The sequence below is a fragment of the Rhodococcus sp. NPDC127593 genome, from assembly GCF_042671975.1.
In the GTDB taxonomy this organism is placed as follows: domain Bacteria; phylum Actinomycetota; class Actinomycetes; order Mycobacteriales; family Mycobacteriaceae; genus Rhodococcus_F.
On record NZ_JBHXWI010000014.1, the window covers coordinates 134394 to 158602 of the forward strand.

Annotated in this window: 21 protein-coding genes and 1 pseudogene; 12 read left to right on the forward strand and 10 right to left on the reverse strand. The window is 64.5% G+C overall.

Translation table 11 applies throughout. The features are described 5' to 3' along the window. Positions 1 to 152 precede the first annotated feature (152 nt). Both ACFVJ3_RS15680 and ACFVJ3_RS15685 read left to right on the forward strand, forming a co-directional pair. Positions 153 to 1076, forward strand: coding sequence for an LLM class flavin-dependent oxidoreductase (locus ACFVJ3_RS15680; protein ID WP_378452883.1), 924 nt, complete (start codon positions 153 to 155; stop codon positions 1074 to 1076). A gap of 77 nt (positions 1077 to 1153) precedes the next feature. Further along, positions 1154 to 1609, forward strand: a complete 456-nt coding sequence (locus tag ACFVJ3_RS15685; protein WP_378452884.1) for a recombinase family protein — start codon at positions 1154 to 1156, stop codon at positions 1607 to 1609. A gap of 497 nt (positions 1610 to 2106) precedes the next feature. Here the strand turns inward: ACFVJ3_RS15685 and ACFVJ3_RS15690 are convergent, their stop codons facing one another. The 6 genes and pseudogenes from ACFVJ3_RS15690 to ACFVJ3_RS15715 all read right to left on the reverse strand — a co-directional run bounded on the left by ACFVJ3_RS15690 (position 2107) and on the right by ACFVJ3_RS15715 (position 10653). Next, complete coding sequence (locus ACFVJ3_RS15690; RefSeq protein ID WP_378452885.1) at positions 2107 to 3567, reverse strand: glyceraldehyde-3-phosphate dehydrogenase; 1461 nt, start codon at positions 3565 to 3567, stop codon at positions 2107 to 2109. Between the two features lie 560 nt (positions 3568 to 4127). Continuing rightward, complete coding sequence (locus ACFVJ3_RS15695; protein WP_378452886.1) at positions 4128 to 5306, reverse strand: PucR family transcriptional regulator; 1179 nt, start codon at positions 5304 to 5306, stop codon at positions 4128 to 4130. A gap of 123 nt (positions 5307 to 5429) precedes the next feature. After that, on the reverse strand, positions 5430 to 6335 hold the full coding sequence (locus ACFVJ3_RS15700) for an MBL fold metallo-hydrolase (RefSeq protein WP_378452887.1): 906 nt from the start codon (positions 6333 to 6335) through the stop codon (positions 5430 to 5432). Between the two features lie 1316 nt (positions 6336 to 7651). Beyond that, positions 7652 to 7756, reverse strand: a pseudogene (locus ACFVJ3_RS15705) (cyclase family protein); the annotation flags it as partial. A gap of 341 nt (positions 7757 to 8097) precedes the next feature. Further along, on the reverse strand, positions 8098 to 8895 hold the full coding sequence (locus tag ACFVJ3_RS15710) for an SDR family NAD(P)-dependent oxidoreductase (protein WP_378452888.1): 798 nt from the start codon (positions 8893 to 8895) through the stop codon (positions 8098 to 8100). Positions 8896 to 9408: 513 nt separating this feature from the next. After that, complete coding sequence (locus ACFVJ3_RS15715) at positions 9409 to 10653, reverse strand: FAD-dependent monooxygenase (RefSeq protein ID WP_378452889.1); 1245 nt, start codon at positions 10651 to 10653, stop codon at positions 9409 to 9411. A 520-nt stretch (positions 10654 to 11173) separates the two neighbouring features. Here ACFVJ3_RS15715 and ribB point away from each other — a divergent pair. The 7 genes from ribB to ACFVJ3_RS15750 all read left to right on the forward strand — a co-directional run bounded on the left by ribB (position 11174) and on the right by ACFVJ3_RS15750 (position 17141). Beyond that, complete coding sequence (gene ribB, locus ACFVJ3_RS15720; protein WP_378452890.1) at positions 11174 to 12451, forward strand: 3,4-dihydroxy-2-butanone-4-phosphate synthase; 1278 nt, start codon at positions 11174 to 11176, stop codon at positions 12449 to 12451. Next, positions 12445 to 13245, forward strand: a complete 801-nt coding sequence (locus ACFVJ3_RS15725) for an alpha/beta fold hydrolase (protein WP_378452891.1) — start codon at positions 12445 to 12447, stop codon at positions 13243 to 13245. The genes ribB and ACFVJ3_RS15725 overlap by 7 nt, the downstream gene beginning before the upstream one ends. Positions 13246 to 13275: 30 nt before the next feature. Beyond that, on the forward strand, positions 13276 to 14430 hold the full coding sequence (locus ACFVJ3_RS15730) for an LLM class flavin-dependent oxidoreductase (RefSeq protein ID WP_378452892.1): 1155 nt from the start codon (positions 13276 to 13278) through the stop codon (positions 14428 to 14430). 37 nt (positions 14431 to 14467) lie between these two features. After that, positions 14468 to 15319, forward strand: a complete 852-nt coding sequence (locus tag ACFVJ3_RS15735; protein ID WP_378452893.1) for an alpha/beta fold hydrolase — start codon at positions 14468 to 14470, stop codon at positions 15317 to 15319. After that, positions 15316 to 15840 (forward strand): flavin reductase family protein, encoded by a 525-nt coding sequence (locus ACFVJ3_RS15740; RefSeq protein WP_378452894.1) that lies wholly within the window; start codon positions 15316 to 15318, stop codon positions 15838 to 15840. Before ACFVJ3_RS15735 ends, ACFVJ3_RS15740 begins: the two co-directional genes overlap by 4 nt. Before the next feature lie 7 nt (positions 15841 to 15847). After that, the gene (locus ACFVJ3_RS15745; protein ID WP_378452895.1) at positions 15848 to 16564 is read left to right on the forward strand and encodes a Crp/Fnr family transcriptional regulator; all 717 of its coding nucleotides are present in this window, start codon (positions 15848 to 15850) and stop codon (positions 16562 to 16564) included. A 214-nt stretch (positions 16565 to 16778) separates the two neighbouring features. After that, entirely contained in the window at positions 16779 to 17141 is a 363-nt protein-coding gene (locus ACFVJ3_RS15750; protein WP_378452896.1) for a VOC family protein, read from the forward strand. Here ACFVJ3_RS15750 and ACFVJ3_RS15755 read toward each other — a convergent pair. Next, positions 17110 to 17499 carry a hypothetical protein gene (locus ACFVJ3_RS15755; RefSeq protein WP_378452897.1) on the reverse strand — a complete coding sequence of 130 codons (390 nt, stop codon included), beginning with the start codon at positions 17497 to 17499 and terminating at the stop codon, positions 17110 to 17112. The two genes, ACFVJ3_RS15750 and ACFVJ3_RS15755, sit on opposite strands and share 32 nt — an antisense overlap. A 241-nt stretch (positions 17500 to 17740) precedes the next feature. Here ACFVJ3_RS15755 and ACFVJ3_RS15760 point away from each other — a divergent pair, with 241 nt between their 5' ends. Beyond that, positions 17741 to 18925 carry a thiolase family protein gene (locus tag ACFVJ3_RS15760; protein WP_378452898.1) on the forward strand — a complete coding sequence of 395 codons (1185 nt, stop codon included), beginning with the start codon at positions 17741 to 17743 and terminating at the stop codon, positions 18923 to 18925. Between the two features lie 514 nt (positions 18926 to 19439). Here ACFVJ3_RS15760 and ACFVJ3_RS15765 read toward each other — a convergent pair. The 3 genes from ACFVJ3_RS15765 to ACFVJ3_RS15775 all read right to left on the reverse strand — a co-directional run bounded on the left by ACFVJ3_RS15765 (position 19440) and on the right by ACFVJ3_RS15775 (position 21756). Beyond that, positions 19440 to 20159: an SDR family oxidoreductase gene (locus tag ACFVJ3_RS15765; protein ID WP_378452899.1), complete on the reverse strand. Its 720-nt coding sequence runs from the start codon at positions 20157 to 20159 to the stop codon at positions 19440 to 19442. Then, entirely contained in the window at positions 20156 to 21220 is a 1065-nt protein-coding gene (locus tag ACFVJ3_RS15770) for a cyclase family protein (protein ID WP_378452900.1), read from the reverse strand. The genes ACFVJ3_RS15765 and ACFVJ3_RS15770 overlap by 4 nt, the downstream gene beginning before the upstream one ends. Positions 21221 to 21297: 77 nt before the next feature. Next, entirely contained in the window at positions 21298 to 21756 is a 459-nt protein-coding gene (locus ACFVJ3_RS15775; protein ID WP_268788894.1) for a VOC family protein, read from the reverse strand. Between the two features lie 216 nt (positions 21757 to 21972). Here ACFVJ3_RS15775 and ACFVJ3_RS15780 point away from each other — a divergent pair, with 216 nt between their 5' ends. Together ACFVJ3_RS15780 and ACFVJ3_RS15785 are read left to right on the forward strand one after the other, a co-directional pair. After that, a complete protein-coding gene (locus ACFVJ3_RS15780; protein WP_378452901.1) occupies positions 21973 to 22899 on the forward strand; it encodes a LysR substrate-binding domain-containing protein in 927 nt (308 codons plus the stop codon). Between the two features lie 179 nt (positions 22900 to 23078). After that, the gene (locus tag ACFVJ3_RS15785) at positions 23079 to 24182 is read left to right on the forward strand and encodes a mandelate racemase/muconate lactonizing enzyme family protein (RefSeq protein ID WP_378452902.1); all 1104 of its coding nucleotides are present in this window, start codon (positions 23079 to 23081) and stop codon (positions 24180 to 24182) included. Positions 24183 to 24209 lie beyond the last annotated feature (27 nt).

A 24209-nucleotide genomic window follows, 5' to 3' on the forward strand; every position in this document is an offset into this window, starting at 1 on the left:
TCACATGTGTTGGCGGTCACAACACGACCGACCGCCGCCCGGCGGCTCGAGAGCAGGCTGGTCGTATCGAGCAGGAAGGCTGGGGCATGACCCTTGACAACGAACGCGCCTGGGTCATATGTCGGCGAGCGAAATACTAGGAAGGAATATTCATGCGGGTCGGACTGACGTCTCCCTCGACGGAACGGATCGTCGAGCAAGCGGAAGCCGCCGAGGCTGGCGGCTTTGACTACTTCGGATGTGGGGAGCATCTGTTCTTCCATGGGCCCACGCCGAACTCGTTCATCCATCTCGCCGCTGCGGCCGGTGCGACCAAAAGCATTCGACTCATAAGTTCGATAGCGCTCCTCCCGCTTTATCCGCCCGCCATCGCCGCGAAACTCGTGGCTACGCTCGACAAGGTGTCGAACGGCCGGTTCGACTTCGGCGTCGGAGCCGGTGGCGAGTTTCCCCCTGAGTTCCATGCCGTTGGAATTGACCCTGCCACCAGATTCCGTCGTTTGGAAGAGTCATTGCTCTTGATGGAGAGTCTGTTCACAGAGGGACCCACGACATTCCAGGGTGAATTCGTCTCCGTTGACGGGCTGACGCTCTACCCGCGGCCGGTTCAAGTAGGTGGACCACCGGTCTGGCTCGGTGGACGCAAGCCCGGTGCTCTTCGTCGCGCCGCTCGATATGCGGACGTCTGGCTCCCATACATGTCGACCCCGGAGTCGCTGCAGACTGGACTCGATGAGGTAAAGAACAAGGCCGAGGAGTTTGGCCGGTCTCGAGACGAGGTGACGGGATCACTTCTGATCTGGACGTGTGTCGACGAAGACGGTGACTGGGCTCGGGAGCACGGTATCCGCGTGGTGAGTGAGGGCTACGAGCAGGACTTCGCGCCACTCGCAGATAAGTACCTCGCTGTAGGTACGCCTGAGGAAATAGTCGCACGGCTCAGGGAATTCGAGGACGCGGGTGCTGAGAGCGTCCTGATTCAACTCGCTGCCGACGATGCGAATCGCGACCGCGTCGTCACCACGCTCATTGAGCAGGTTCTTCCCAAGCTGCAACAGCCCAGCCGGCGGCGCTGAGAGCGTCTCTCTGCGAATCGGCGGTCTGCTCGGCGGTCGAGACCCTTACATAGCCCTGTCAGTTCTGTTGTTCGCGCGTGTGGACAGACACCGCAAGCGGGTCGACAACATCACGCCCCCAGCTCAACAACATGCTCTCCCACCTGCGCGAAGGTGACACGGTCGTCGTGTGGCGGCTCGACCGTCTCGGCCGGTCACTCCCCCACCTGCTGCAGACCGTTGAGGATCTCGACGAGCGCGGCATCGGATTCCGCTCACTCACCGAGTCGATCGACACCACCACCTCCGGGGGGAAACTGATCTTCTCGACCTTCGGCGCCCTCGCCGAGTTCGAACGCAATCTCATCCGAGAACGCACCGAGGTCGGTCTCGCGGCCGCCCTAGCACGCGGACGCATCGGCGGCCGGCCACCGAAGATGACCGCCAACAAGATCCGGCAAGCGCACAAGATGCGCGAGAACGGAATGCCCCTCGTCGACATCGCCGAGATCCTCGGCGTCGGTCGTACGACGCTGTACCGGCATCTGAAGTGAAACCCGCTGACACGGGCCTGGCCAGTGGATCGCTGGTGAGTGCTGTGATGCGATGAATGAAGAACCTGTAATCGCCTGTTACGCAACCTATGTCGACCACCCGTCACCATGCACCAACATCGAGTATGTCCCCGGGTGGACCTGTCCGTCGGGATCGGTGTAGGTTCCGGACTCACTTGTCCGCTCGACCTGGGAATTTCAAGATCTTCCACGACACTTGTCTCGGAGATTCCGCGGGAAGATGTCCCATTTCTGCGACGCCGCTCAGTGCCAGCTCCACCGGTTACGTCCACGCAAGGCGCAACCGCCGTCCGCGGCTCCTCGCAACTCAATCTCCATCCAAGCAATCATCGACGGGCCCTCGGTGCCGGAAAATGTCAACGTCGGGAACCATACGAACGATGAGCTTTCAGCGGCGAGGCCCACCGAATACGCGACGACGCCCGGGAGAGCAGCCACTGCTCGGCCCGGGCGTCGCGAACCTACGGTGCCGCCGGTCAGCCCACGGACATCGCATCCGCGGCGTCGACCGCGGGGTAGATGGGGTACTCCACACCGGACAGGTACTGGACAGTGCGCACCACCTGGCACGAGTATCCGAACTCGTTGTCATACCAGACGTAGAGGATGGCGGTGTCGCCGTCGACGATCGTCGCGTTCGCGTCGACGATGCACGCGGCGCGCGAACCGATGAAGTCACTGGACACGGCATCGGTTGCAGCGGTGTAGTCGAGGTTCCGGCTCAGCGCTCCGGTGAGCGACTCCTGGCTGAGATGCTCGAGTACCTCCTCCCTGGTGGTCTCCCGACCCAGCTGAAGGTGGAGGATGGCGACGGATACGTCCGGAGTGGGAACGCGGATCGAGTTGCCGGTGATCTTGGCCTTCAGCTCGGGGAGCGCCTTGGCGACCGCCGATGCGGCGCCGGTCTCGGTGAGCACGAGGTTGAACGGCGCCGAACGACCACGACGGTCGGCCTTGTGATAGTTGTCCAAGAGATTCTGGTCGTTGGTGAACGAGTGCACGGTCTCGACGTGGCCTCGAGACACACCGAATTCGTCGTCCATGGTCTTCAGCGGCGGGACGATGGCGTTGGTGGTGCAGGACGCGCACGACACGATCTGCTCGTTCGGGTCGAGGTCGCGGTGATTGACGCCGTGCACGATGTTGGGGACGTCGCCCTTGCCGGGCGCGGTGAGCACCACCTTCGCGACACCGGGGCGGAGGTGCTTCGACAGTCCGTCGCGGTCGCGCCAGATTCCGGTGTTGTCGATCAGGATGGCGTTGTCGATGCCATGCTCGGTGTAGTCGAGGCTCTCCGGGTCGTTGCTGTAAATGAACTTGATGACGTTGCCGTTGGCGATCAGTGTGTTGTTGTCGGTGTCGACCTTGATCGTGCCGTTGAACTGCCCGTGGACGGAGTCACGGCGCAGCAACGATGCGCGCTTGGTCAGATCGTCGCTGCCACCCTTGCGGACCACCACGGCACGCAGGTTCAGCCCATTGCCCGAGCCGGCCTTCTCGATGAGCAGTCGAGCGACGAGGCGACCGATACGCCCGAATCCGTACAGGATCACGTCCTGCGGCTGTGCGGGACTCGTCTGGGCGCCGCCGACCAGGTCGGCGAGGCTCCGTGCAACGAACTTTGGGACCGACGCTCCGTCACCGTTGGCGCGATAGGCCATCACCAGCAGTCCGAGGTCGATCTTCGAGGGCCGAAGATTGAGGTGAGTCAGCGCTTCGAGGAAGGGGAACGTCTCCTCGACCGACAGTTCGTCGCCGCTGATCTGCCGGGCGAAACGATGGGTCCGCAGGATACTGATGACCGACTTGTTCACCAGGGAGCGACTGTGAAGCAGAATGGTCACCGAGCTTCTGCGGTGCAGGCCGCCGATGATCGGGATCATCGCCTCCGCGAGAGCTTCCTCGGAGTTCCACTGGGCCAGTTCCACTGTGCTCACTGCGCTTGTCTGCCTTTCCGGCTCATGTGGCGTGTCCTTAGGTGGGATGTCGGCGAGCGCACACCGTTCCACCAAGCGGTGACCTGGATTACCGGACCCGGTTTCGCGACTCGCGGACACCGGCGCGCCCGACGCACTCATCATATGGAAGCGTTTCGTCGGGCCGACAAGCCGGTCGCCGAAACGTCCGGTGGGACGAGAATCCGGCCACCTCGCAGGTCTGACGACCGACGAGTTGCCCGCCACCTGCCAGCACGCAACCGGTAGCCGTCAGGCAACAGGCCGAGTGTGCACAAATCATGAGTGACACGGGACCTGAGCTCTGGACGGCCATGATCCGCATTGGCGCTTACCGACGCCGGTTACAAACCATGAGTGACGTGATCCGACTCTCGGTAGGGGCTCGGAATCGCTTGTTTTCTTGGCGGCAGCCCCACCCGTTCTGCCGGAACCACATCCGGTGCGGTGAGAACCAGGCACTGACACGACGTTGAGAAACCGTCGGAAGCGCTGGGAGTGACACCAATCCGTGGAACCTACAGCTGCGCGGAGGGAACGCCTCACCAATTGGCCAGACCGGACAGTTTGGCTATGCGCAGTCCGGTGTGCAGGTCCCGCCGCAACCTGCCGTCCCGTAGGTCGCCCCCGATGGCATCGCGTATCTTGTCGAGGCGGTAATAGAGGGTTGATCGGTGGATGCGCAAGGCGCGTGCCGTGTGCTGGGCATCGCCGCCATGGTCGAGGTAGCAGTCGAGTGTCCGGAGCATGTCGTGCGCGAAGCCGGCGGTGATCACGCGGTGCGCGGCCGGTGGAAGATCCGCTGCTGTGAAGTTCTCCAGCGGTAGCCGCGAGAGGACGGCGTCGAGGCCGGCCTGTTCTACCTCTAGGACTATCGGATGGTGATCAGGGTCGAAGCAGGAGGCGCGCCACGCCAGCCGTGCCTGCTCGAAGGAGCGGTAGACCTGGTTGAGGTCGGTTAACGGCCCTATACCGGCGCGCACGCCCACCACTTGGAGACGCTCGAGGATCCGCGTCAAGCGTGGTACGACGACGGGCCGGGGAAATACCAGAACACCGACGCCGTCCGGCAATGCGGTGCCGACGACGGACGCGGTCGAGGTCTGCGCGACGAAGTTGAGGGTCGTGGACACTGCCAGCGCGGCCGTGTCGGCTTCGGGCGACTCCTGCCGTCGAGGGTCGACGCCGAGTGCAACCGCGCAGTAGCGGCCAGAGGCACTCAGGAAGCGCTCGGCCAACAAGGCCTCGGCAGCGGCAGTTCGCTGGTCGGGACCACCGAGGATGAGGTCATGCGTGAGGCCTCGCGCACGGGCGATGTCGCGCTCAGCATAGAAGGCCCGCAGAGTTAACAGGACGCCGAGACTCGTTCTGGCCGAATCCAAGAGGCGATCTAGGTCGCCAGAGTTGGGCGGACCGGCGTCACCGAGGACGGCTAAAAGGTGCCCTACGATGCGCCGGTCACGGTCGGTCAATCGGATGAAGAGACAGTCTCCGAGTTCTTGACGATGCTCGATGACGTGCTCATGTGTAGCCGTGCTCGGCGTCGGCCAGGAGTCGCTGTGCGCCAGGATATGGGAGATGCGAGCGCGGTCGCTTTCGCTCTCGTGGATTGAGTAGCCGGCAACCCTCATTCCGTCGTCGAGTAGCACCAGTCGCCGCCCGACCGACTCCGAGAGGTCCTGAAGTGCGTCATCGAGATCCGGAATCCGCTGCACACTCATTCCAATCGTGTGAGAACCCTCCGGCGCGATTGCTCGCGCCGGAGGACGGAATGCGGTTCGAATGGCGTTGCGCACCCGTGCATCGCTTCCCCGCTGACGTACAGGTACATCGGCAATTGTCGGTCAGCTCTCGACGGGAACCAGTTTGAAGGAGTCACCGTCACGGCGAATGTAGTTTCCCGTCGGCGTACCGAAATGGGTACCCAGCACCAGTGTGGAGGTGTCGGCGAACCGGTCGAGGAAGGTGCGCCGGGTCTCAGCGGCTTCATCGGGGGCGCTGTCCATCTGAACAGACCAGTCCAATCGTCCTACCTGCGCCTGTGTGTGAAACACATCGCCTGAGATGACCGCGCTCTGGTCACCGGACTGCAACAGAACGGACACGTGGCCGGGCGTGTGCCCGGGTGTGCTGAGCAGGGTCACACCAGGTACCACCTCGCGGTCGGGCTCGACCCAGTCCACCAGTCCCGCCTCGACGATGGGCGCGATGGAATCTCGGTAGACCTCCTGACCGTCGATGGCCACCTGTGCAAACTCGGTGTACGAATCCACCGTCGCCGGATCGTTGACGTACTTCGTCCAGTAGTCGTATTCGCTGCGGACGAAGCAGTATCGAGCATCGGGATAGGTCGGAACCCATCGGCCGTCGACGAACTGGGTGTTCCACCCCACGTGGTCGTTATGCAGGTGCGTACAGATCACCATGTCGACTTCGCTGCGAGGACAGACCTCGTCGAGTCTTGCCAGGAAGTCGGTGTCCAACTCGTTGAACAGTTCCCAATTGCGCCGCTTGGCGTTTCCGACGCCGGTGTCGATGACGATCTTATGGGTGGGTGTCTCAACCAGAAGTGCGTGAATCGACAGATTGATCTCGTCTCCACGCCGGTAGCTCGGCGTGAGCCACTGCAACTGCTCGACTGCCTCGCGGGTGCATTCCGGCATTATCGAGAACCACAAATCGATCGGGAACCACCCCGCGATTTCCGGGATCTTCGTGACGACAATGTCTCCGATTTTCCATTGCTCCATGACTTCATTGCTCCTTGGCTGACGATGCATGACGTGTCCGGTATCACACCGCTCAGTGAGTGGAGAGTCAACAGTCCGACGACTTAGGTCACACGCCACTCGCTGCTGCCTCTCGCACTGTCTCGGGATGAGGCCCCACCCTGCGTGACCTGGGTAGTCCCGTGCCGTGACCCGAGTCATCCAGAGGCGGGCGCATCCTTGACCCTGCGTAACTCACACGGAAGGGTGGTGTGCGGCGCTCATTTGGGCGTCCGTTGAACAGCATTGGCGCGCACGAGCACAGCGAACGAGCGGCCCGGCATCGGCTCTGGCACGGTCCCTCGGGCGGCACCGCAGGTAGTAAGGCGTTTCCGGGACGCTTCACATGTTGCGAACTCGCGGCGACGCGGCGAGGGTGCGTCTGCTGGCGGCCGCAGAAAATTCTTCTCCATCGCAGACCTGGAGAATCGCGGTTGCGAGCGACCTTGTGCGCCGTACAGGAATTTGCTTGACACTCACCCCCGGAACGGATGGCACTCCCTTCCTTGTCCCAGCAAGGACGACCACATTCCGAAGGCCACCAAGGGCCCCGAGCAGATAGTTCAATCTGATGAATTCTCGCGAGAATCCCAGGTGGTGCCAGCGGCGACACGACGCATGGGCCGAGGTCAACCGCACGCGCAAGCATCGCGACACTGAAGCGGAGTGCCTCATCGAGTTCGCCAGTACGTGGGCACCATATGGCGGTCCGAGCGAGGAAGAGATCCTCGTTCACTTCGGAATGTCACGGCGCCGGTTCATCGAGCGTTTGTGGCAGGTCATACCTGAATCCAATTGCACTCGAGAGGAAATACTCAGCTTAGTGAGCGCATACCCCGCGCTCCCGGCGAACGGACGACCCCCATCCCGTTCCGGCTCGGGGGGTCACGTCGATGGAGCGGACGGCCGGTGGCCCGCCAGATTCCCAGGAAATTACGGAACAAGAAGCGCTTCGGCCGTCCGGTGACAACCCGGCGCGGGTGTAAGCCACCGGTGAACCTGCCAGTGTCCGCTGCGCCCACCACATCAACAGCAATGGGAAACCCAACGCCTGGGCAGCAGTCCCCGGAGTGGCGAGAAAACCGCTGCCTTCTCGACCAGAGCGGGCACCCAAATTCGGCCGCGCGGAACCCAACAGGTCGAAGATCGAGTTACCTGGTTGAGCCGCCAGTCTGGCCGGAGGATAGCCGTGGCGTCGGGCGCAGCGAAGTCCGTGGCCAGGTGTGATTATGTTGTGGCACTACGCTATCGGGCGTGGAGAATGCGTTGAGGAGTAGGTTCAGGTTGGCTCGCCGAAAACCCCAGGTATCGGTAGCGTCGCCGGAGATCTCGGTACCGTGCAGCGCGTCTGCGGTGGTGAAGGACAGCCCCGGTGCGGGCCCGCCGGCGTAGTCGCCCCAGTCCGCTGAACTGCTCGATGGTGAGGGTGGATCTCGCCCACTTCCCGGTCCGGGTGGTAGTGCTGGAGGAGTAGAGGTGCAGCGGCTCGCCGGGGCCCGTGCGCTCGCCGCCGTCGAGCCTGAACCGCGTCTCGCTGATGCTGTCTCGTCGAGTGCGCTCGACGCACAAACGAGGTGGAGCTCTGGGCAGGATTGCGAGCTCGGGGATACAACGGGCTCGGGTCGACGTCGAAGTCCGCGACCTTCCTCAAGCGATCGGGTGATCGTCCTGGCCGAGGGGCGGTCGTGGCGACCGGGCACTCGAACGCCCTGTGACCGGCGTGGGGAACCTCGTCGGGGGGTGATCAGTAGTAGACCGGGCCAGGCACACCGCCGCCCGCGGCTATCGCGTCCCCGGTGATCGCGATGCTGCGAGGCGAGGCGAGGAAGGCGACGACGTCGGCCACCTCCGCGGCATCGACGATGCGGCGGATCGAGTTGGTGGCCAGATCCCGCTCGAGATCGGCGACCGGGGTGCCCTGCTCGGCGGATTGTGCGGCCAGCCGGGTGTCGAGCTGCTCGGTGCGGGTGAGACCGGGATGAACCACGGTGACATTGATGCCCCGGGGTCCGAGCTCATCGGCGAGGTTTTTGGTCAGCGCGGAGACGCTGACGTTGCGGATGGTATGGGCGATCGAAGTGGCTTGTCGGGCGCCGAGACCGCTGATGTTGATGATCCGGCCCCAGCCTTGCGCAATCAGGTGCGGCGACACGGCCCGCGCGGTCCGGAGGTAGCCCAGCACTTTGATCTCGACCTCCGCGCGCACCACGTCGTCGGAGATCGCTTCGAAGCCGCTGGGTTGACCCGCGTCCCACGGTGTCGCGGCCGCGTTGACCAGGATGTCCACCCCACCGATCGCGGCGACCGCTCGCTCGACGAGATGGTCGACCGAGCCCTGATCGCCGGTGTCGGCGGGCACGGCGACGACCTGTCCACCGGTCTCCCGCGACAACTCGGCCGCGGCGGCGACCAGCGCCTGTTCGTCGCGGGCCGCGATCACCACCGCCGTGCCCTCGGCGGCGAGCGTCCGGGCGATGGCCCGGCCGATCCCCCGACTTCCGCCGGTCACGATCGCGCGTTTCCCGCTGAGCTGCAGATCCATCTGATGTCCCTTCGTCGTCGGAGGTGTGGGGACTTTGTCATGGCCACGAACACCTGACAATTGACGGTGACCTCGGGCGGCTCGGTGTCCGCACGCTCACACACTGGTTGCGCACCCACCGGTTCTTGAACCGCATCAAGGATGGTGGTGCCGATCGGCACCCGCCCACCCGGGACACTACGACGAGCCCACCGACTCGGACTACTGGGCTTGCTGTCAGGCGGTGCTCAGCCCCACGGTGAGCCCACGTACGTAGAGCGTCTGCTTTGGTGCCGAACCAGGCGGCCTCTCCGAGGAAGGACGTCGCGGCATGGGCTCCATGGGCTGACCGAGCCGCCCCACCGGGCGATTCCTGGACGCCTCGGTCCGGAGGTGAGGCCTTGGGGATTGGTTTATAGGAAGTGGTCGGTCGCGATCGGCCGGACCTATCGCGTTCACACGGCCGGGCCTATCGCGTTCACGGTGATCCCATCACCCTGTCCGAGTTCGAGCGCCGACACGCCGGTGACGCGATCAGGCCCGGCCGGCACGAGCAAACCGCGTTGACGTCGCAGAGTCGCGATCGGCCACGAACTCGTGGATCCACGCCAGATGGCGCTCCCAGAAATCGGGCGCGCCGAGTCGGGCGTTCCGCGCCTCGGCCAGCGGCCCATCGGGGAGGTGCAAGACGTCCGCGGTCGTGATGGAAGCGACCTGGACACGACGGGTCCTGTCGATCCGCAGATCTTGGTACCGGCGCCGGGCGATCTCCCAATTGCGATCGTCCGCAGGGGCATTGACCAGGCAGTCGGCCAGCACCATTGCGTCCTCGATCGACTGGTTCGCGCCCTGGCCATGATGCGGCACGAGAGCATGGGCCGCATCACCGAGGAGCGTGACCCGTCCCTTGCTCCATTTGTGCAGCGGCGGCCGGTGAAACAGACCCCATCGTTCGCTGGCCGGTGCCGCGCTGATCATCTCTACGACGGCCGGGTGCCAGCCGTCGAAGGCGGCGACGTGTTCACCGGCCTCGCTGGCACCGACCCAGGCCGCCTCCGTCCAAGGCCCGTAATGCCGCTTCACCAGCAGGAAGTTCTGGTCACCGTTGCCAATCGGGTAATGCAGCAGGTGCCCGCCCGGACCCATCCAGAACTGGAGGGCCTCAGGATCTGGCAGCAGACCGAGTTGCTCGGGGCCTACGATGCCGCGCCAGCCGTAACAGCCGGAGAAACGGGCGTCGTCGTACCCGACGACATGGCGTCGCAGGAATGACTTAGCTCCGTCGGCGCCGATCACCAGGTCGGCCTCGGCACGGTCCCCATCGGCGAAGTGCAAGACCGCCGCGGACCCGGAGTCGTCGATGTCCACAAGCCGCTTGCCCAGATGCAAGCCTTCCCCACCCAATGCCCCGGAAAGCAACTGCTGGAGAACGGCGCGGTGCACGCCGTAGTAGGGCGCGCCGCATCGATCGTGGTAGGCCTGACGCGAAAGGACCCGCCCAACTTCTCGTCCGTCACGGCCGTCCCGGAAGATCAGGCCGTCGACGTGGGCGGCCTGATCTGCCAGGCCGGTGCCGATGCCGATGCGATCACGCAGGAACCGGGTGGCGTTGGCCGACAATGCCACAGCAGCGCCGGCTTCGCGCAGTTCCGCGGTTTGCTCGTAGACCTGCGGGTCCAACCCTTGTCGGCGCAGCTCGATGGCAAGGGTGAGACCTCCGATACCTGCCCCCACAATGGCGATCCTCTGCGGTCCTGATCGGTTGACCGTTCCAGTCATCGTTGACTCCTCTCTCGATTGAACGACGACGCTATGTGACACGAGCCGCCTTCCGCACCGGTGCGTTGCGGCAACTATCACCCGCACTTTCCGACACTGTGTCGGAAGAGAAGTACGCGTCCACTCCGGACATCGGACGGGGAGAGGTGCATGCGTCTCGTATCGCCCCCACCGCCCATTGCCACTTCGATGCGAAGACGCCACCGCGTGGAAGGGCGCTGACCGGCCCCGGGTCGACGTCGGACACCCGACTCTGATCCGGTGTGGCGAGGTAACTGAGGCCAGATCTTTTCGGGTGTGCGGTCTTTCGTGCGCGCACCGGTCGAGCTCCGCCACTGCCTTTACCGGGGGTGATTCACAGCACTTCTGACTGGCGTCGTCGCCGGCGAACAGCAAGCACCACGCGAGACGGTCGCAGGACCCGCCCACGCGAGTGTCCTAGGTCACTCGGAGCGTGCATTCAGGTCACCGACACAACGTGACCTGACCGACAGTATTGGGCGAAAGGAAAGGAGGCGCGATGACCATCCACGCCACATCGGGTGTGTTAGACAATGCGCTTGGAGCCTTGCGCCACGGCCGTCCGATAATCGTGATCGATGACGAAGACCGCGAGAATGAAGGCGATCTCGTCGTTGCCGCCGAATTCATCGACGCAACCCTGCTCAACTTGATGATCACCGAAGGGCGGGGCTTGGTATGTGTGGCCGCCGCGCCGCACATCATCGACCGGCTCGATCTCGCCCCCATGGTCGAGACGAACTCCGACTCCCATGGCACTGCCTTCACCGTCTCGGTCGACGCGATCGGTACAGGCACCGGCATCTCGGCCGCAGACCGGGCACGAACCATCCGGGCGATAGCGGACCCAGCCACGAAGCCTGAGCACCTGCAGCGGCCCGGCCATGTTTTCCCCCTGCGCGCTGCCGCGAATGGTGTCCTCGAGCGACGCGGACACACCGAATCGGCCGTCGAGCTAGCCACCATGGCTGGTCTGACACCAGCCGCCGCGATCTGCGAAATCTTGGACCTGGACGGAGAGCCGGCAGATCGTGCCTTCCTCTACGCGATGGCTGATCGCCTGTCGCTGCCGGTTCTGCACGTGAGGGACATCGTGCGCGCAGTCACGCAGAAGGATCAGCGGCACCAATCCGCGACAGCGGAGACCGCTATCCCCACCCGTCACGGCACGTGGACTGCGGTCGCCCACCGCACCCCTGACGGGACCGAGCACCTCGCGCTGACCCTCGGCGATCCCACCTCGGCAGAAACGCCGAAGGTGCGAATCCATTCCGAATGCCTGACCGGAGATGTCTTCGGGTCCTGGCGATGCGACTGTGGTGAACAGCTCGACCAAGCAATGGCGGCTATCGCTGCCGCCGGAGCGGGCGCCGTCATCTACCTGCGAAACCAGGAAGGTCGAGGCATCGGGCTACTGAATAAGATCCGCGCCTATTCACTCCAAGACGCCGGGCTCGACACCGTCGACGCGAATCTCGAATTGGGACTCCCCGTTGACGCGCGGGACTACCAACCTGCCGCCACTCTCTTACGGCAACTGAACTTTACGACGATCAACCTCCTCACCAACAATCCCGCGAAGGCGCGAGCGTTGGCCGAAGCCGGCATCACCGTCGAACGAGTGACGCCGTTGCAGGCGCAGCCGCGAGATGCAAACCGTCGATATCTGGAAACCAAACGCACACGACTCGGCCACAAGCTGCCAATGCTGACCGACGAGGTGCACCTACTTACGCGCAAGCCACAATCTCAAACGAAAGGAACGCGAGCATGTTGACGCTGGTCGACCAGGACAACGGAACTGTCGTCGCACGAGTCTCAGGAGAGGACGTCACCCTCGACGTACACAGCTCCGGCACCGGCCCCACCCTCCTACTACTGCACGGCGTGGAAGGACGGGAGGCGAACGCGTCCTTCATCTCCGCCCTGTCCGAGCGCTTCCACGTTCTCGCTCCGAGCCACCCCGGGTTCGGGCTCTCACCCCGCCCCGACTGGTGCGACTCCGTCGAGGACCTGGCCTACCTGTACCTCGAATGGCTCAAGAAGCTCGATCTACGTGATGTGATCGTGGTCGGGCTGCAATTCGGGGGCTGGGTGGCCGCCGAGATGGCAGTGCGGGATTCGTCTCGCCTGCTGCGGCTGGCCCTCGTCGACCCGCTCGGGATCAAGGTGGGTGGCAGGGAGGATCGAGACATCGCAGACGTGTTCGCGATGTCTCGCACCGAGCTCAACGACCGGCTCTTCGCTGATCCCGAGTGCGGTCCCGGGGACCTCACCCAAGCCCCGCGCGAGGACGTGTTGCACATCGCCAGGAACGAGGAAGCCCTCGCTCTGTACGCGTGGGAGCCGTACCTTCACAACCCCCGGCTCCGCCGTTGGCTCACGCGCATTGACGTCCCGACGCTCGTCACCTGGGGAGACCAAGACGGTATCGCCAGCGTCGATTACGGCCGCGCCTACGCCGAATCGATTCCAGGTGCCCGTTTCGAGGTCATCGACCACGCAGGCCACCGACCGCAGGTCGAGCAGCCCACCATCCTGGCGAAGCTCATCGCCGAGCACGCCGTCTAACGGCCCGCCGAGTTCGAAGGAGCATGACAAATGCAGTTCTGGCACTTTAGTGAAACCGCGTACCCGTACCTGCCCGAAGACGACAGTTTCGACTCCGTCCGGGTCACACTCCCGAACAGCATCATCGACCCCGAGCGGGCCGCCGCTCTGTGGGACCGCTACCTGAAAGAGTGGCAGGTCGCAGACGAGTGCGGCATCAACATCATGATCAACGAGCACCACGCCACCGCCACGTGCATGGACCCGGCAGCTCCTGTGGTGGCCGGCATCCTCGGCCGCATCACCAACGATGCTCGAATTCTCATTCTCGGTAACCCCGTCGCCAACCGAAAAGATCCGGTTCGCGTGGCCGAAGAGATGGCAATGGTGGATCTTCTGAGCCACGGCCGACTCGAGGTCGGGTTCGTCCGTGGCGTCCCCTACGAAATCTCTGCCGTCAACAGCCAGCCGGTCAGGATGAACGAGCGCATGTGGGAAGCGATCGAGCTCATCCAGAAGGCCTGGACGACCCACGATGGGCCGTTCAACTGGGAAGGCCGCTACTTCCACCAGCGGCACGTCAACATCTGGCCGCGTCCCTACCAGCAGCCCGCCCCTCCGGTGTGGGTCACCGCCATGAGCCCCGGAAGCGCCGCCCGCATCGCTGACAACGACTTCGTCCTCGCGTCCTTCCTTACTGGCTACGAGGGAACCCGGAAAGTCTTCCAGGCCTACCGAGACAGGAAAATCGAGACGGGCAATCCGGCACCTGCCGACGATCGTCTCGCGTACGCCGCACTTGTCTACACCGGCAAGACCGATGAGGAAGGTCTCGAGGGCGCACGCAAGCTCCTGTGGTACGTCAAGGCCAACAAGGTGCCGCTCGAGTTCGTGATGCCGCCCGGCTACTCGCCCTACTTCGCGCGGGCCGCGGCTCTCGCAGGCGAGAGGGCGGCCTACGACTTCAAGTCGCTCACCCTCGAAGATCTCATTGACGAAGGCATCGTCTTCGCCGGTTCACCGGCAACGGTTCGTGGTCAGGTCGAGAAGTTCTATGAGCGGGTTGGTGGCTTCGGCCATCTTCTCCTGATGGGGCAGGCCGGCTTCCTCGAACACGACGAGACCGTCCGCGGCATCCGTAACTTCGCGGAAGAGGTCAAGCCAGCTCTCAACGACATGTTCGCGCCCAACCTGTCGCACGCCTGAGTGCGCCGGACACCAGTAAGAAGGAGATGACATCCCTGTGAGCACCTACACCAGCCGCACACTGATCGTCGACGGCATGAAAACCAACATCATCGAGCAGGGTTCCGGACCCAGCGTCGTCCTGCTCCATTCCGGCGAATACGGTGCCTGCGCCGAAGGCTCGTGGGCGGGCATCATCCCTGAGCTCGCGGAGGCCGGCTACCACGTGGTCGCCCCCGACTGGCTCGGTTTCGGTCAGACGGACAAGGTTATCGACTTCGCTGATCCCACCGGGCGCCGCATGCGTCACATGGCCGCCACCATCAAGGCCCTCGACCTGGGACCGGCTGCGTTCGTCGGCAACTCGATGGGCGGCACCTACCTCGCGAAAGCCATCGCCTCGCCCACGCCACTCTTCGACGCTGCCGCCGCGGTCCTCGTCAGCGGAGGTGGCTTCGTACCCGCAAACGATGCACGCGACCAGATTCAAGAATACGACCTCACCGAAGAAGGTATGGCCCGCATCCTCCGGGCCGTCACCTATCACTCCACTCTCGCTGACGACACGGAATACATTCGGTGGCGTCACGAGCTCAGCCTGACCCCTGGAGCATGGCAGTGTGCCGCATCGGCTCGGCTGCGCCCGCCTGGAGTCACAGGAACGGTGGATATCGGGAAGAAGGACGACACGAACTACGAGCAGATCGCAGCACCCACTCTCATCATCGCGGGAGCCAACGACCCTCTTCGGGAGGAGCACTACTACGACGAGCTTGCCGAGCGGATCCCGGACAACGAGCTGCTCGTGTATCCCGAATGTGGGCACCTGCCACAGCTCGAGTACCCGGCCCGATTCCGCGAAGACCTCGTGTCGTTCCTGGATCGGAAGTTTCGAAAGGGGCTGGAATGAACGCGCCGCCCACCACCGCAATAGCTCCTGACGCCCTCCGTCGTGTGTGCAGTTACTGGACCACGGGCATCGCTGTGATCACCGGGAACGCGTCCGACGGTTCGCCCAGGGGCCTTGCCGTCAACTCATTCACCTCCCTTTCGCTGGATCCGCCCCTCATCCTGTTCGCCCCCGCCGCAAGTTCCACTACGTGGCCAGACATCAAAGCCACGGGCCGCTTCGCCGTGAACATCCTCTCCGCCGAGCAGGCCGCGCTGGCCCAATCGTTCGCTCGTTCAGGCGGTGACAAGTTCTCCAACGTCTCCCTTCTGGATTCTGACGACGGCATGCCCCACCTGGCGGGGGCCATGGCTCGGCTGGTGTGCGACGTGGAGATGGTTTACGCCGGTGGGGACCACGACATCGTGGTTGGGCGGGTGTTGCAGGCGGAGCAGGTCGAGGAGGCAACACCTCTGCTCTTCTACCGAGGTAGAACCGTCAGCACCGTGGAAAACCTTTCCCCGACTCCCACACCGGGATAGCCTAGGGATGAAATCGTTGGAGGTGACAGTGCGCGGCGGGCTACACGCGGCCTCTTACGAGGCGTGGGAGAGCAGCTACTTCGCCGCGCTGTCCACCGATGTGCGCAACGCCATGTTGCGTGACGCCTTCGTGGTCAACGTGAAGGCCGGCGGTGCGATCAACGGAGCTTCCGGTCCGCCGAGAATGTTCCTGATTCACAGCGGACAGGCGCGGGTCACCGTTGTCTCGCGAGAAGGACGCGCTGCAACCGTCCGCTACGCCGGCCCCGGGCAGGTCCTAGGCCTGCCCGCGGCGATCGCCGGCACTTCGCCTATCCCGGCACACGCAATCACAGATTGCGAGATGTCGATGCTCAATGTGGACACCCTTCGACGATTGGCTTCGACCGATCCCACGGTCGCGTGGCTGCTGCTGCAGCAGACATGTGCGATCGTCTACGAGGTCGTCGAGATTCTTGGCGACAACATCTTCGGAACGGTCGAACAACGCCTCTGTCGTCACCTGCTCGACCTCGCGGACAACTCGGATGCCGGCCTCATCGTCAAAGTCGAACAACAAGAGCTTGCGGACGCGATCGGGTCAGTACGCGAAGTCGTCGCCCGCGCGATCCGCAAGCTACGCGAGGCGGGCTTGGTGGAACGTCATTCGCGTGGCCTCAGGATCGTCAACCCCAGCGAGCTGCACCGAATTGCTTCCGGCACAACAACAGACGTCGATACCTGAGCGCCGCCCCTGTCAGACACGGGTTGCCACGGGCGAACCCGCACCGAAACCCAGAACCCGGCAAACTGGTCCGATTCATCAACGCCCTGCCGCCACGAACCATCGCCAACAGCGGCCAAAACCAGTCAGCGGCCGTCTTGCCGGGCCCACCAACAGCGCTGGCCCCGGCAAGACGCCCGCATGCAGGGCCCACCCCGACCACTACGGAGTCACCATGAGCGAACCGCCCAGACTACGCAATGTTCTCCATCCCGTCACCGATGTCTCCGCGGCCATCGCCTACTACTCCGACGCCCTCGAACTGAACAGCAAATTCATCGATGGCGACCGCTACGCGGCCCTCGACGCGGGTGGGGTCACCTTGGCCCTGGTAGGCCCGGACGAGGACGTCACCGGCGGAGTAGCAGCGGCCTCTCTGAAGGTTTCCTCTCTCACCGAAACCCTCGACAAGATCCGACAACACGGAGGCGTGATCCTGAGCCCTGCGCACGACGGGCCACACGAGACCCGCGCCGTGGTTCAGGACCCCTGGGGGAACGTCGTAGTCATCTACGAATCGAAGAAAACTCCGTCCTGACTTTCTGATGCCCACCTCGGCTTTCGCTCGGGCGGACCCCCTGATGAGAGCCAGCACCCAATGATTGCCCTACGGAGGTGCCCGGCGCGAGGACATTCTCGTGAACTTCGGTATGGCCCCAGCGCAGTTCTTCACGATGCGCATCCACCAGATCTTGGCCTCCGTAACGGCGAGATCCATCGCTGCGCATGATCGGGAGAACCTCGAGGACCAATCGATTCCCCACCAGGGAGATTCGCAGCGCAGCGCGGTCATCGACGGTCCAGCAGAGCGGCGCCGTGTTGCCGGTTAGACGCTGAACAGGATTGAAGATGCGCACACTGATGCTCGACGCTCTGATCGCCGTCGCGGCGGTCACGCTCCGATGCTGCCTGCCCGAATCGATTCGGGTCTCGATGACCGGCCTCGAATCATCCTGTCCGCCCGCGGTAGGTCCTGGGACTTCGTACCCAGCCGAACGTCTGCGGATTGTGCAACCAGCGAGCAACCGCACCTGACGGCCGGTCGTCCGGCCAGTCCCGCCTCCGGCACGATCGACCACACCGCGTTCGCACAAGCTCAACTACTTTGCCGCACCGTCGTCTACAGATCGGATCTTCATGCCCTCCCCTGACCGCATCCTGATCGTCGACGGCGCCCGCACCCCCGTCGGCAGCTTCGGCGGCGTCCTCAAAGACGTACCTGCCCACGAACTCGGCGCCACCGCCGCGAAGGCGGCCCTCGACCGGGCCGGTGTGTCCCCCGACGCCATCGGTGAGGTCGTGATGGGCTGCATCGGTCAGGTCGGCCCCGACGCCTACAACGCCCGGCGGATCGCACTCGCCGCGGGCCTACCCAAATCCACCCCCGCGTACACCGTCAACCGACTCTGCGGCTCCGGCCTGCAAGCAGTATGGTCCGCAGCCATGCAACTCCAGTGGGGCGGGCTCGACATCGCGCTGGCGGGCGGCAACGACAGCATGTCCCGGATGCCGTTCTACGACTTCAATGCCCGAGCCGGCTACAAACTCGGTGACCGCCAACTCGTCGACGGTACCGTCGGCATGCTCACCGACCCCTTCCACGGCATCCACATGGGCGTCACCGCTGAGAACGTCGCCCGCAAATACCACGTCAGCCGTCAAGAGCAGGACGAGTTCGCCCTGCAATCGCAACGACGCGCCGCCACCGACGCCGCGAAAGCCGCCTTCGCCGAGGAGATCACCCCCGTCGATCTCGGCGGCCGCCGACCGGCCACCATCACCACCGACGAGCACCCCAAACCCGAGACCACCCTCGAGACACTCCGAACGCTCCGCGCCGCCTTCGAAAAGGGTGGCACCGTCACCGCCGGAAATTCCTCCGGCATCAACGATGGCGGCGCCGCCCTCGTCCTGGCCCGCGAATCGACCGCACACGACCGCGGTCTGACCGGCCTGGTCACCCTCGAGGCCGTCACCACCTCCGCTCTCGAACCCGACGTCATGGGCTACGCCCCGGTCCTCGCCCTGAAGAAGCTGTTCGAACAGACCGGAACCACCCCCAGCGACATCGACACCATCGAACTCAACGAAGCCTTCGCCGCACAGGCCGTCGCCGTCATCCGGGACGCCAAACTCGACCCGGACAAGACCAACCCCTACGGCGGCGCCATCGCACTCGGTCACCCCGTCGGCGCCACCGGAGCCATCCTCACCCTCCGGGTCGCAAAAGACCTCATCCGCCGCGACCTCGAACTCGGCATCGTCACCATGTGCATCGGCGGCGGCCAAGCCCTCGCCGCACTGCTGCGCCGAGTCCACTGAACCTCTCGCACGAGTGTGATCGTCCCCGGCTCGGCCGACCGGGGCGAAAAGTCCTCACCTGTTACCGACGGTCGACGCCCGACGTGACCTAGAGTGCAAACGCGTAAAGCGTTATGCACGAGGATGTTCGGGTGACTCGGTTTCAGGTGTTGTCGGATGCGCAATGGGAAGTGATCGCGGAACTGTTGCCGGCGCCTTGCCCTCGACGATCGACGGGCATCGGCGAACGGACGACCACGCCGCCCCGTAATTAAGTTAAGGCGCGCGTGTCGGGTCCGGTCGGGTTCCGCTGGTTCCGCCACGCTGGTGGCGTACACCTACGCTTGCCGGCCGAGTGCCCGACCGCTACCTGTCTTTCCCGAGCGCGAGGACATCGCGATTCGGCACGCCCAGAACGTCCACGCTCGCGAGGTACCCAGGGGCAGGGACGTTCGCCGTCTCGAATCATCTTCGGGCCGCGTCTTGACGATGACTGTCATGGTGCCCTTTCCGTTCCTCGACGGTGAGAAGGTGCTCAGGCAGCGGCAATTCCGGCCGTCAGTCCACCGCAGACGTAGAGGATCTGTCCGTTGACGAATCCGGCCCGGGCGTCGAGGAAGAACCCCGCGGAGTGGGCGATGTCGTCCGGCTGTCCGATGCGCCGAACCGGAACGGAGTCGACGATCTGTTTGGTGCGTTCGGGGTCGTTGGCCTGGGTGAACAGTTCGGTCGCGATCGGCCCGGGCCCGATCGCATTCGCGGTGATACCCAGCGGGCCGAGCTCGAGCGCCCACACCCGGGTCAGGCCGATGAGTCCGGCCTTCGACGCGGCGTAGGCGGTGCGCAGTTCCTTGCCGAGTGCTGCCCGGGACGTCATGTTCACGATTCGCCCGAAGCCGGCGTCGGTCATCCCCGGCAGCAGGGCCTGGGCGCACTGGACCGCGCAGCGCAGGTTGAGAGCGAAGGCCGCGTCCATTTCCGCGAGGGTCTGCTCGCGGAGCGGGCCGGGGAACACGGCACCGACGTTGTTAACCAGCCGCGTGACGGGACCGTCGGCGAGAACCCCTTCGAGTGCTGTGGCGGTGGATGCGGTGTCGGCGAGGTCGGCGAGCACACTCTTGCCGACCGTCGAAGGGACGCGGTCGATGACGACGACGTCCCAGCCGCGGGCCACGCCTTCCTCGGCGATGGCGCGGCCGATGCCGGAGGCGCCGCCGGTCACGAGAAGACGTTCGGGAGAAGTAGACACGTTCATACCGTCGCAATCGGAGTCAGAGGCGACCCGGTTGCGCCGGGTAGCCGAAGTGGGGGAGCGGTGAGCAGAAAACGCGAGCGCCGTTGCGCCCGCATATGTTTCGCGAGTTCGGAGAGCCACCACAGCTCACCGAGATGCACGCCGAGCCGGAACAGGCACAGCTCGTGCAGTGGGAGAGCGGGGGAATCGCAGAGTTCGGTGGTCGGGGGAAACGCCTCGACCGCGTAGTTGTCGGCGGCGATCGCGGCGACTCCGCTGTCGCGGATCCAGTCCTGCAGGTCGCGGTCGGCGCCGTCGAGGACCGCGCACACCCGTAGCGATTCCGGGGTGGGGTTGCCCTGCTGGGCGAGCACGTGCCGGGCGAAGCCGGTGTGCAGCACCAGCAGGTCACCGGGTTCGACGACGACGTCGTCGGCGGTGAGCACCCGAGCGAGGTCCGCGTACCCGACGACGGTCCGTTCGGCGCCGAAGTGGGCCTCGAGGTCGACGAGGACGGCGCGGCCCTGCACGCCGTGCCGTGCCATGTGACTGATGTCGACCGGGCCGGCGTGCGACGTCGACGCGAGGCCGTCATCGGCGCCATCGAGGCGGCCGAGGCTACCGATCCCGGCCCGGTGAGGTTCGTCCGGTCCCACGACGTCGACACCGGCACGCCAGCCGTTGTAGTACACCCGCTCGGGTGCACCGTCGCCGTCCGCGTCGAACAGTGCACCGGCGTGACCGAAGGCATCCCACTGGGTCGAGTACTGGGTATGCAGGACCACGAGATCGTCACTCATCACGTCGGTTGCGCCGGAATGGGCGACAGCCATGTCACAGTTGAAATTGACCGCTCCCGCCCGCAGTGTGGGGCGCACGACGGGCGGGTAGCGGTTGGCGTTGAGCGCCGTGCCGCCGGGCAGGTCGAGCGGTAGGGACAGGCTGAACACGAGGCCGTCGCGGACCTCGGCGACACCCTTGCGGACCTGGTCGGGTCCGAGCAGGTTGAGCCGTCCCAGCACATCCTCCGCGCCGAAGTCCCCCCAGGTCGAACCTTCGGGTCGGTTCCGCCAGCGTGTCATCCTCTACCTCTCCTGCTGCAGTCCAGATCCTGCGGTGTCCTAGTCCGGAAGCGAGCACGTGCCGGTCGGACGGTGGCTCATGACTCGTCGTCGGGCTCCATGACCTGATGGATCTCGATCATGTTTCCTGCCGGGTCGGTCAGGAAGATCTGGTACCAGCCCTCGACTGACCAGATGCCCCAGTCGTCGAACGGAATGTTGTTGTTGCGCAGGCGCTCCATCACGGCTTGGATATCGTCGGTGCGGAAGGCGACATGTCCGCCGATGAGGGGATTCACCGTATGACCCTCTGTCAGAGCGAGATACGGCTGGCGGCGTGTGGCATGCAGCTGAAGCTCGTCCTTGTCGCCGGCATCGTAGAAGCGCGCGCGCGTCGCCCACTCCTCGTCACCCGAATCGCCGCTGTCCGCCGACCGAGACGTCGCAATCATCGGGGGGCTGGCGATCTCGCTGAGTCCGAGGGCGTCGGAGTAGAACTTGCCCAACTCCCCCATATCGTCCGAGGTCACGTTCACGTGGTGCAGGCGCAGATACATCGTGTTTCCTTCCTTCGTGCACGGTGCGCGACGGCTCCGTGCGGTGTTGGCCCCTGTGCCGGGTGTGCCAGGACGCTCGGACCAGGCCCTCTCGGGAGTGACCGGTGGCGAGTACCGCGCCAGGTGGCGTTACTCACATGATTACCCACCTGAACCGGCAAATCCAATACGAATCTGGTGGCAACTAATATCGTCAGAGTATTAGTGTGAGGATTCATGGACCTGCGTGATTTCGAAGCATTCATCGCGGTGGCCGAAGAACTGCACTTCGGTCGTGCCGCCGCCCGCCTGCACATGGCCCAGCCGCCGCTGAGTAACCGCATCACCCAACTGGAAACCGAGCTCCGGCTCCAGCTGTTCCAGCGGACCACCCGCAGCGTGCGGTTGACCGACGCGGGGGAGCGGCTGCTCGGACCGGCACGGCGGGCACTGAACCAGGCCGCGGCCGTGCGGGAGCTGGCGGCCGCAATCGCCTCGGGCGAGGAAGGGCGCGTCCGAATCGGGTTCGCCGGAGCGTCGAGTCAGCGGATACTTCCTCTTCTGACCAGTGCGGTCCGCAAGGCATATCCTGGAATCGATTTGGTCCTGCAGTCGCAGACCTACGTCTACAAGGCATTCGACGCGCTCGTCGCCGGCGATCTGGATCTCGCGTTCGTGCGCATACCGATCGCCCGTCCCGAGCTCAGCTATCGGATCGTCGAGGCGGAGCGGGTGATGTGTGCACTGCCGGCGGGACATCGGTTCGCGGACCGCGACAGTGTGCACCTCGAGGATCTCGTCGATGACGACTTCGTCAGCCTTCCCGAGGACAGCGGTTCGATGCTGCAGTTGACGATGTACAGCATGTGCATGTCGGCGGGATTTCGCCCGAAGATCTCCCAGGTGGCACCGGACTCGAGCACCGTACTGGCCTTGGTCGCCGCAGGTGCCGGAGTGACCATCACGCTGAGTTCGGTCTGTCAGGTCCAGACCGTCGGAATCGTGTACAAGCCGATCGAGGGAACAGAACCGAGCCACCTCTTCCCGGCCCTGGCCTGGCGAACCGACAACACCTCACCCGCGCTGTTGCGTGTGCTCGCGGTCGGGGAAGCCGCCCTGCCGACACCGGACCTCGATTCATATGGGTTGGATATCAACAAATGAGAAATGAATCTTGGACAAAGATAGATCGGGGCCGATAACTTCCCTACGAACGTCTGTGGCGAGCGTCATCCCTCGCCGTATCAGCCGGGCGACGAGGCCCGCACAGTAGTTCCCCACGATTGCCGGTCCCGTCCCGACGACAGGGCTCGCATCCCGATGCCCGAAACAGGACGAGAATCATGAAAATCACTCGAGTGCGGGCGATCCCGTTCGCCATTCCCTACCGCAAACCGCTGCACTTCGCCAGCGGCCACATCGACGTCGCGGACCACGTCCTGGTCGAGGTCGTCACCGAAGACGGCATCGTCGGTATCGCCGAGGCGCCCCCGCGCCCCTACACCTACGGCGAAACCCAGGCCTCCATCGTCGCGGTCATCGAGACCGTCTTCGCCCCCGCCATCGTGGGGATGTCACTGCTCGGACGTGAACAGGTGCGGGAGAAACTGAACCGCACGGTCGGCAATCCCACCGCCAAGGCAGCCATCGACATGGCCATCTGGGACGCCTGGGGCAAAACCGTGGACCGGCCGCTGCACGAACTGCTCGGCGGCTACACCGACCACCTGAACGTGAGCCACATGCTGGGATTCGCCGACCCCGCAGTCATGGCCGACGAAGCCCTCCGGATCACCGGCGAATACGGAATCACCTCGTTCAAGATCAAGGTCGGACGGCGCCCGATCGACCTCGACATCGCGGTGTGCAAGGCCATCCGCGAGGCCGTCGGCGATGGAGCCGAACTCTATCTCGACGGCAACCGCGGCTGGACCGCATCGGAAGCCGCGACCGCGCTGCGACGGATGGAGGATCTCGATCTGTCCCGGGTCGAGGAGCTCTGCCCCGCCGACGACGTCCTCGGACGCCGCTGGCTGGTGCGACAGTCCCCGATCCCCTTCGTGGCAGACGAAAGCGCCCCCACCCCAGCCGATGTCACCCGCGAAATCCTCGCCGGCGCGGCAACGGCTGTCAGCATCAAGACCGCCCGCACCGGGTTCTCGGACTCGCTGCGCGTCGCACACCTCGCCGAAGGCCTCGGGGTGGAGGTCGTCATCGGCAACCAGATCGACGGCCAGATCGGAACCGCCTGCTCGCTCGCCTTTGGTGCCTCCCAACGCACGACCGCACACCACGCCGCCGAACTGTCGAACTACCTCGACATGAGCGACGACCTGCTCACCGAAAGCCTGCACATCACCGACGGAAAGATGAGCGTGCGGCCCGGTCCGGGGCTGGGCATCGCGATCGACCCGGCCAAGCTCGACCACTACCGCACCGACAACTGAACGAACCGTTCCCGCTATGGATGTCGG

Bases quoted from the DNA above. Each gene is read 5' to 3' on its own strand.
- ACFVJ3_RS15680 (WP_378452883.1), top strand. From the start codon at position 153: ATGCGGGTCGGACTGACGTCTCCCTCGACGGAACGGATCGTCGAGCAA.
- ACFVJ3_RS15695 (WP_378452886.1), bottom strand. From the start codon at position 5,306: ATGAGTGTGCAGCGGATTCCGGATCTCGATGACGCACTTCAGGACCTC.
- ACFVJ3_RS15700 (WP_378452887.1), bottom strand. From the start codon at position 6,335: ATGGAGCAATGGAAAATCGGAGACATTGTCGTCACGAAGATCCCGGAA.
- ACFVJ3_RS15710 (WP_378452888.1), bottom strand. From the start codon at position 8,895: ATGGATCTGCAGCTCAGCGGGAAACGCGCGATCGTGACCGGCGGAAGT.
- ACFVJ3_RS15715 (WP_378452889.1), bottom strand. From the start codon at position 10,653: ATGACTGGAACGGTCAACCGATCAGGACCGCAGAGGATCGCCATTGTG.
- ribB (WP_378452890.1), top strand. From the start codon at position 11,174: ATGACCATCCACGCCACATCGGGTGTGTTAGACAATGCGCTTGGAGCC.
- ACFVJ3_RS15725 (WP_378452891.1), top strand. From the start codon at position 12,445: ATGTTGACGCTGGTCGACCAGGACAACGGAACTGTCGTCGCACGAGTC.
- ACFVJ3_RS15730 (WP_378452892.1), top strand. From the start codon at position 13,276: ATGCAGTTCTGGCACTTTAGTGAAACCGCGTACCCGTACCTGCCCGAA.
- ACFVJ3_RS15740 (WP_378452894.1), top strand. From the start codon at position 15,316: ATGAACGCGCCGCCCACCACCGCAATAGCTCCTGACGCCCTCCGTCGT.
- ACFVJ3_RS15745 (WP_378452895.1), top strand. From the start codon at position 15,848: ATGAAATCGTTGGAGGTGACAGTGCGCGGCGGGCTACACGCGGCCTCT.
- ACFVJ3_RS15750 (WP_378452896.1), top strand. From the start codon at position 16,779: ATGAGCGAACCGCCCAGACTACGCAATGTTCTCCATCCCGTCACCGAT.
- ACFVJ3_RS15760 (WP_378452898.1), top strand. From the start codon at position 17,741: ATGCCCTCCCCTGACCGCATCCTGATCGTCGACGGCGCCCGCACCCCC.
- ACFVJ3_RS15765 (WP_378452899.1), bottom strand. From the start codon at position 20,159: ATGAACGTGTCTACTTCTCCCGAACGTCTTCTCGTGACCGGCGGCGCC.
- ACFVJ3_RS15770 (WP_378452900.1), bottom strand. From the start codon at position 21,220: ATGACACGCTGGCGGAACCGACCCGAAGGTTCGACCTGGGGGGACTTC.
- ACFVJ3_RS15775 (WP_268788894.1), bottom strand. From the start codon at position 21,756: ATGTATCTGCGCCTGCACCACGTGAACGTGACCTCGGACGATATGGGG.
- ACFVJ3_RS15780 (WP_378452901.1), top strand. From the start codon at position 21,973: ATGGACCTGCGTGATTTCGAAGCATTCATCGCGGTGGCCGAAGAACTG.
- ACFVJ3_RS15785 (WP_378452902.1), top strand. From the start codon at position 23,079: ATGAAAATCACTCGAGTGCGGGCGATCCCGTTCGCCATTCCCTACCGC.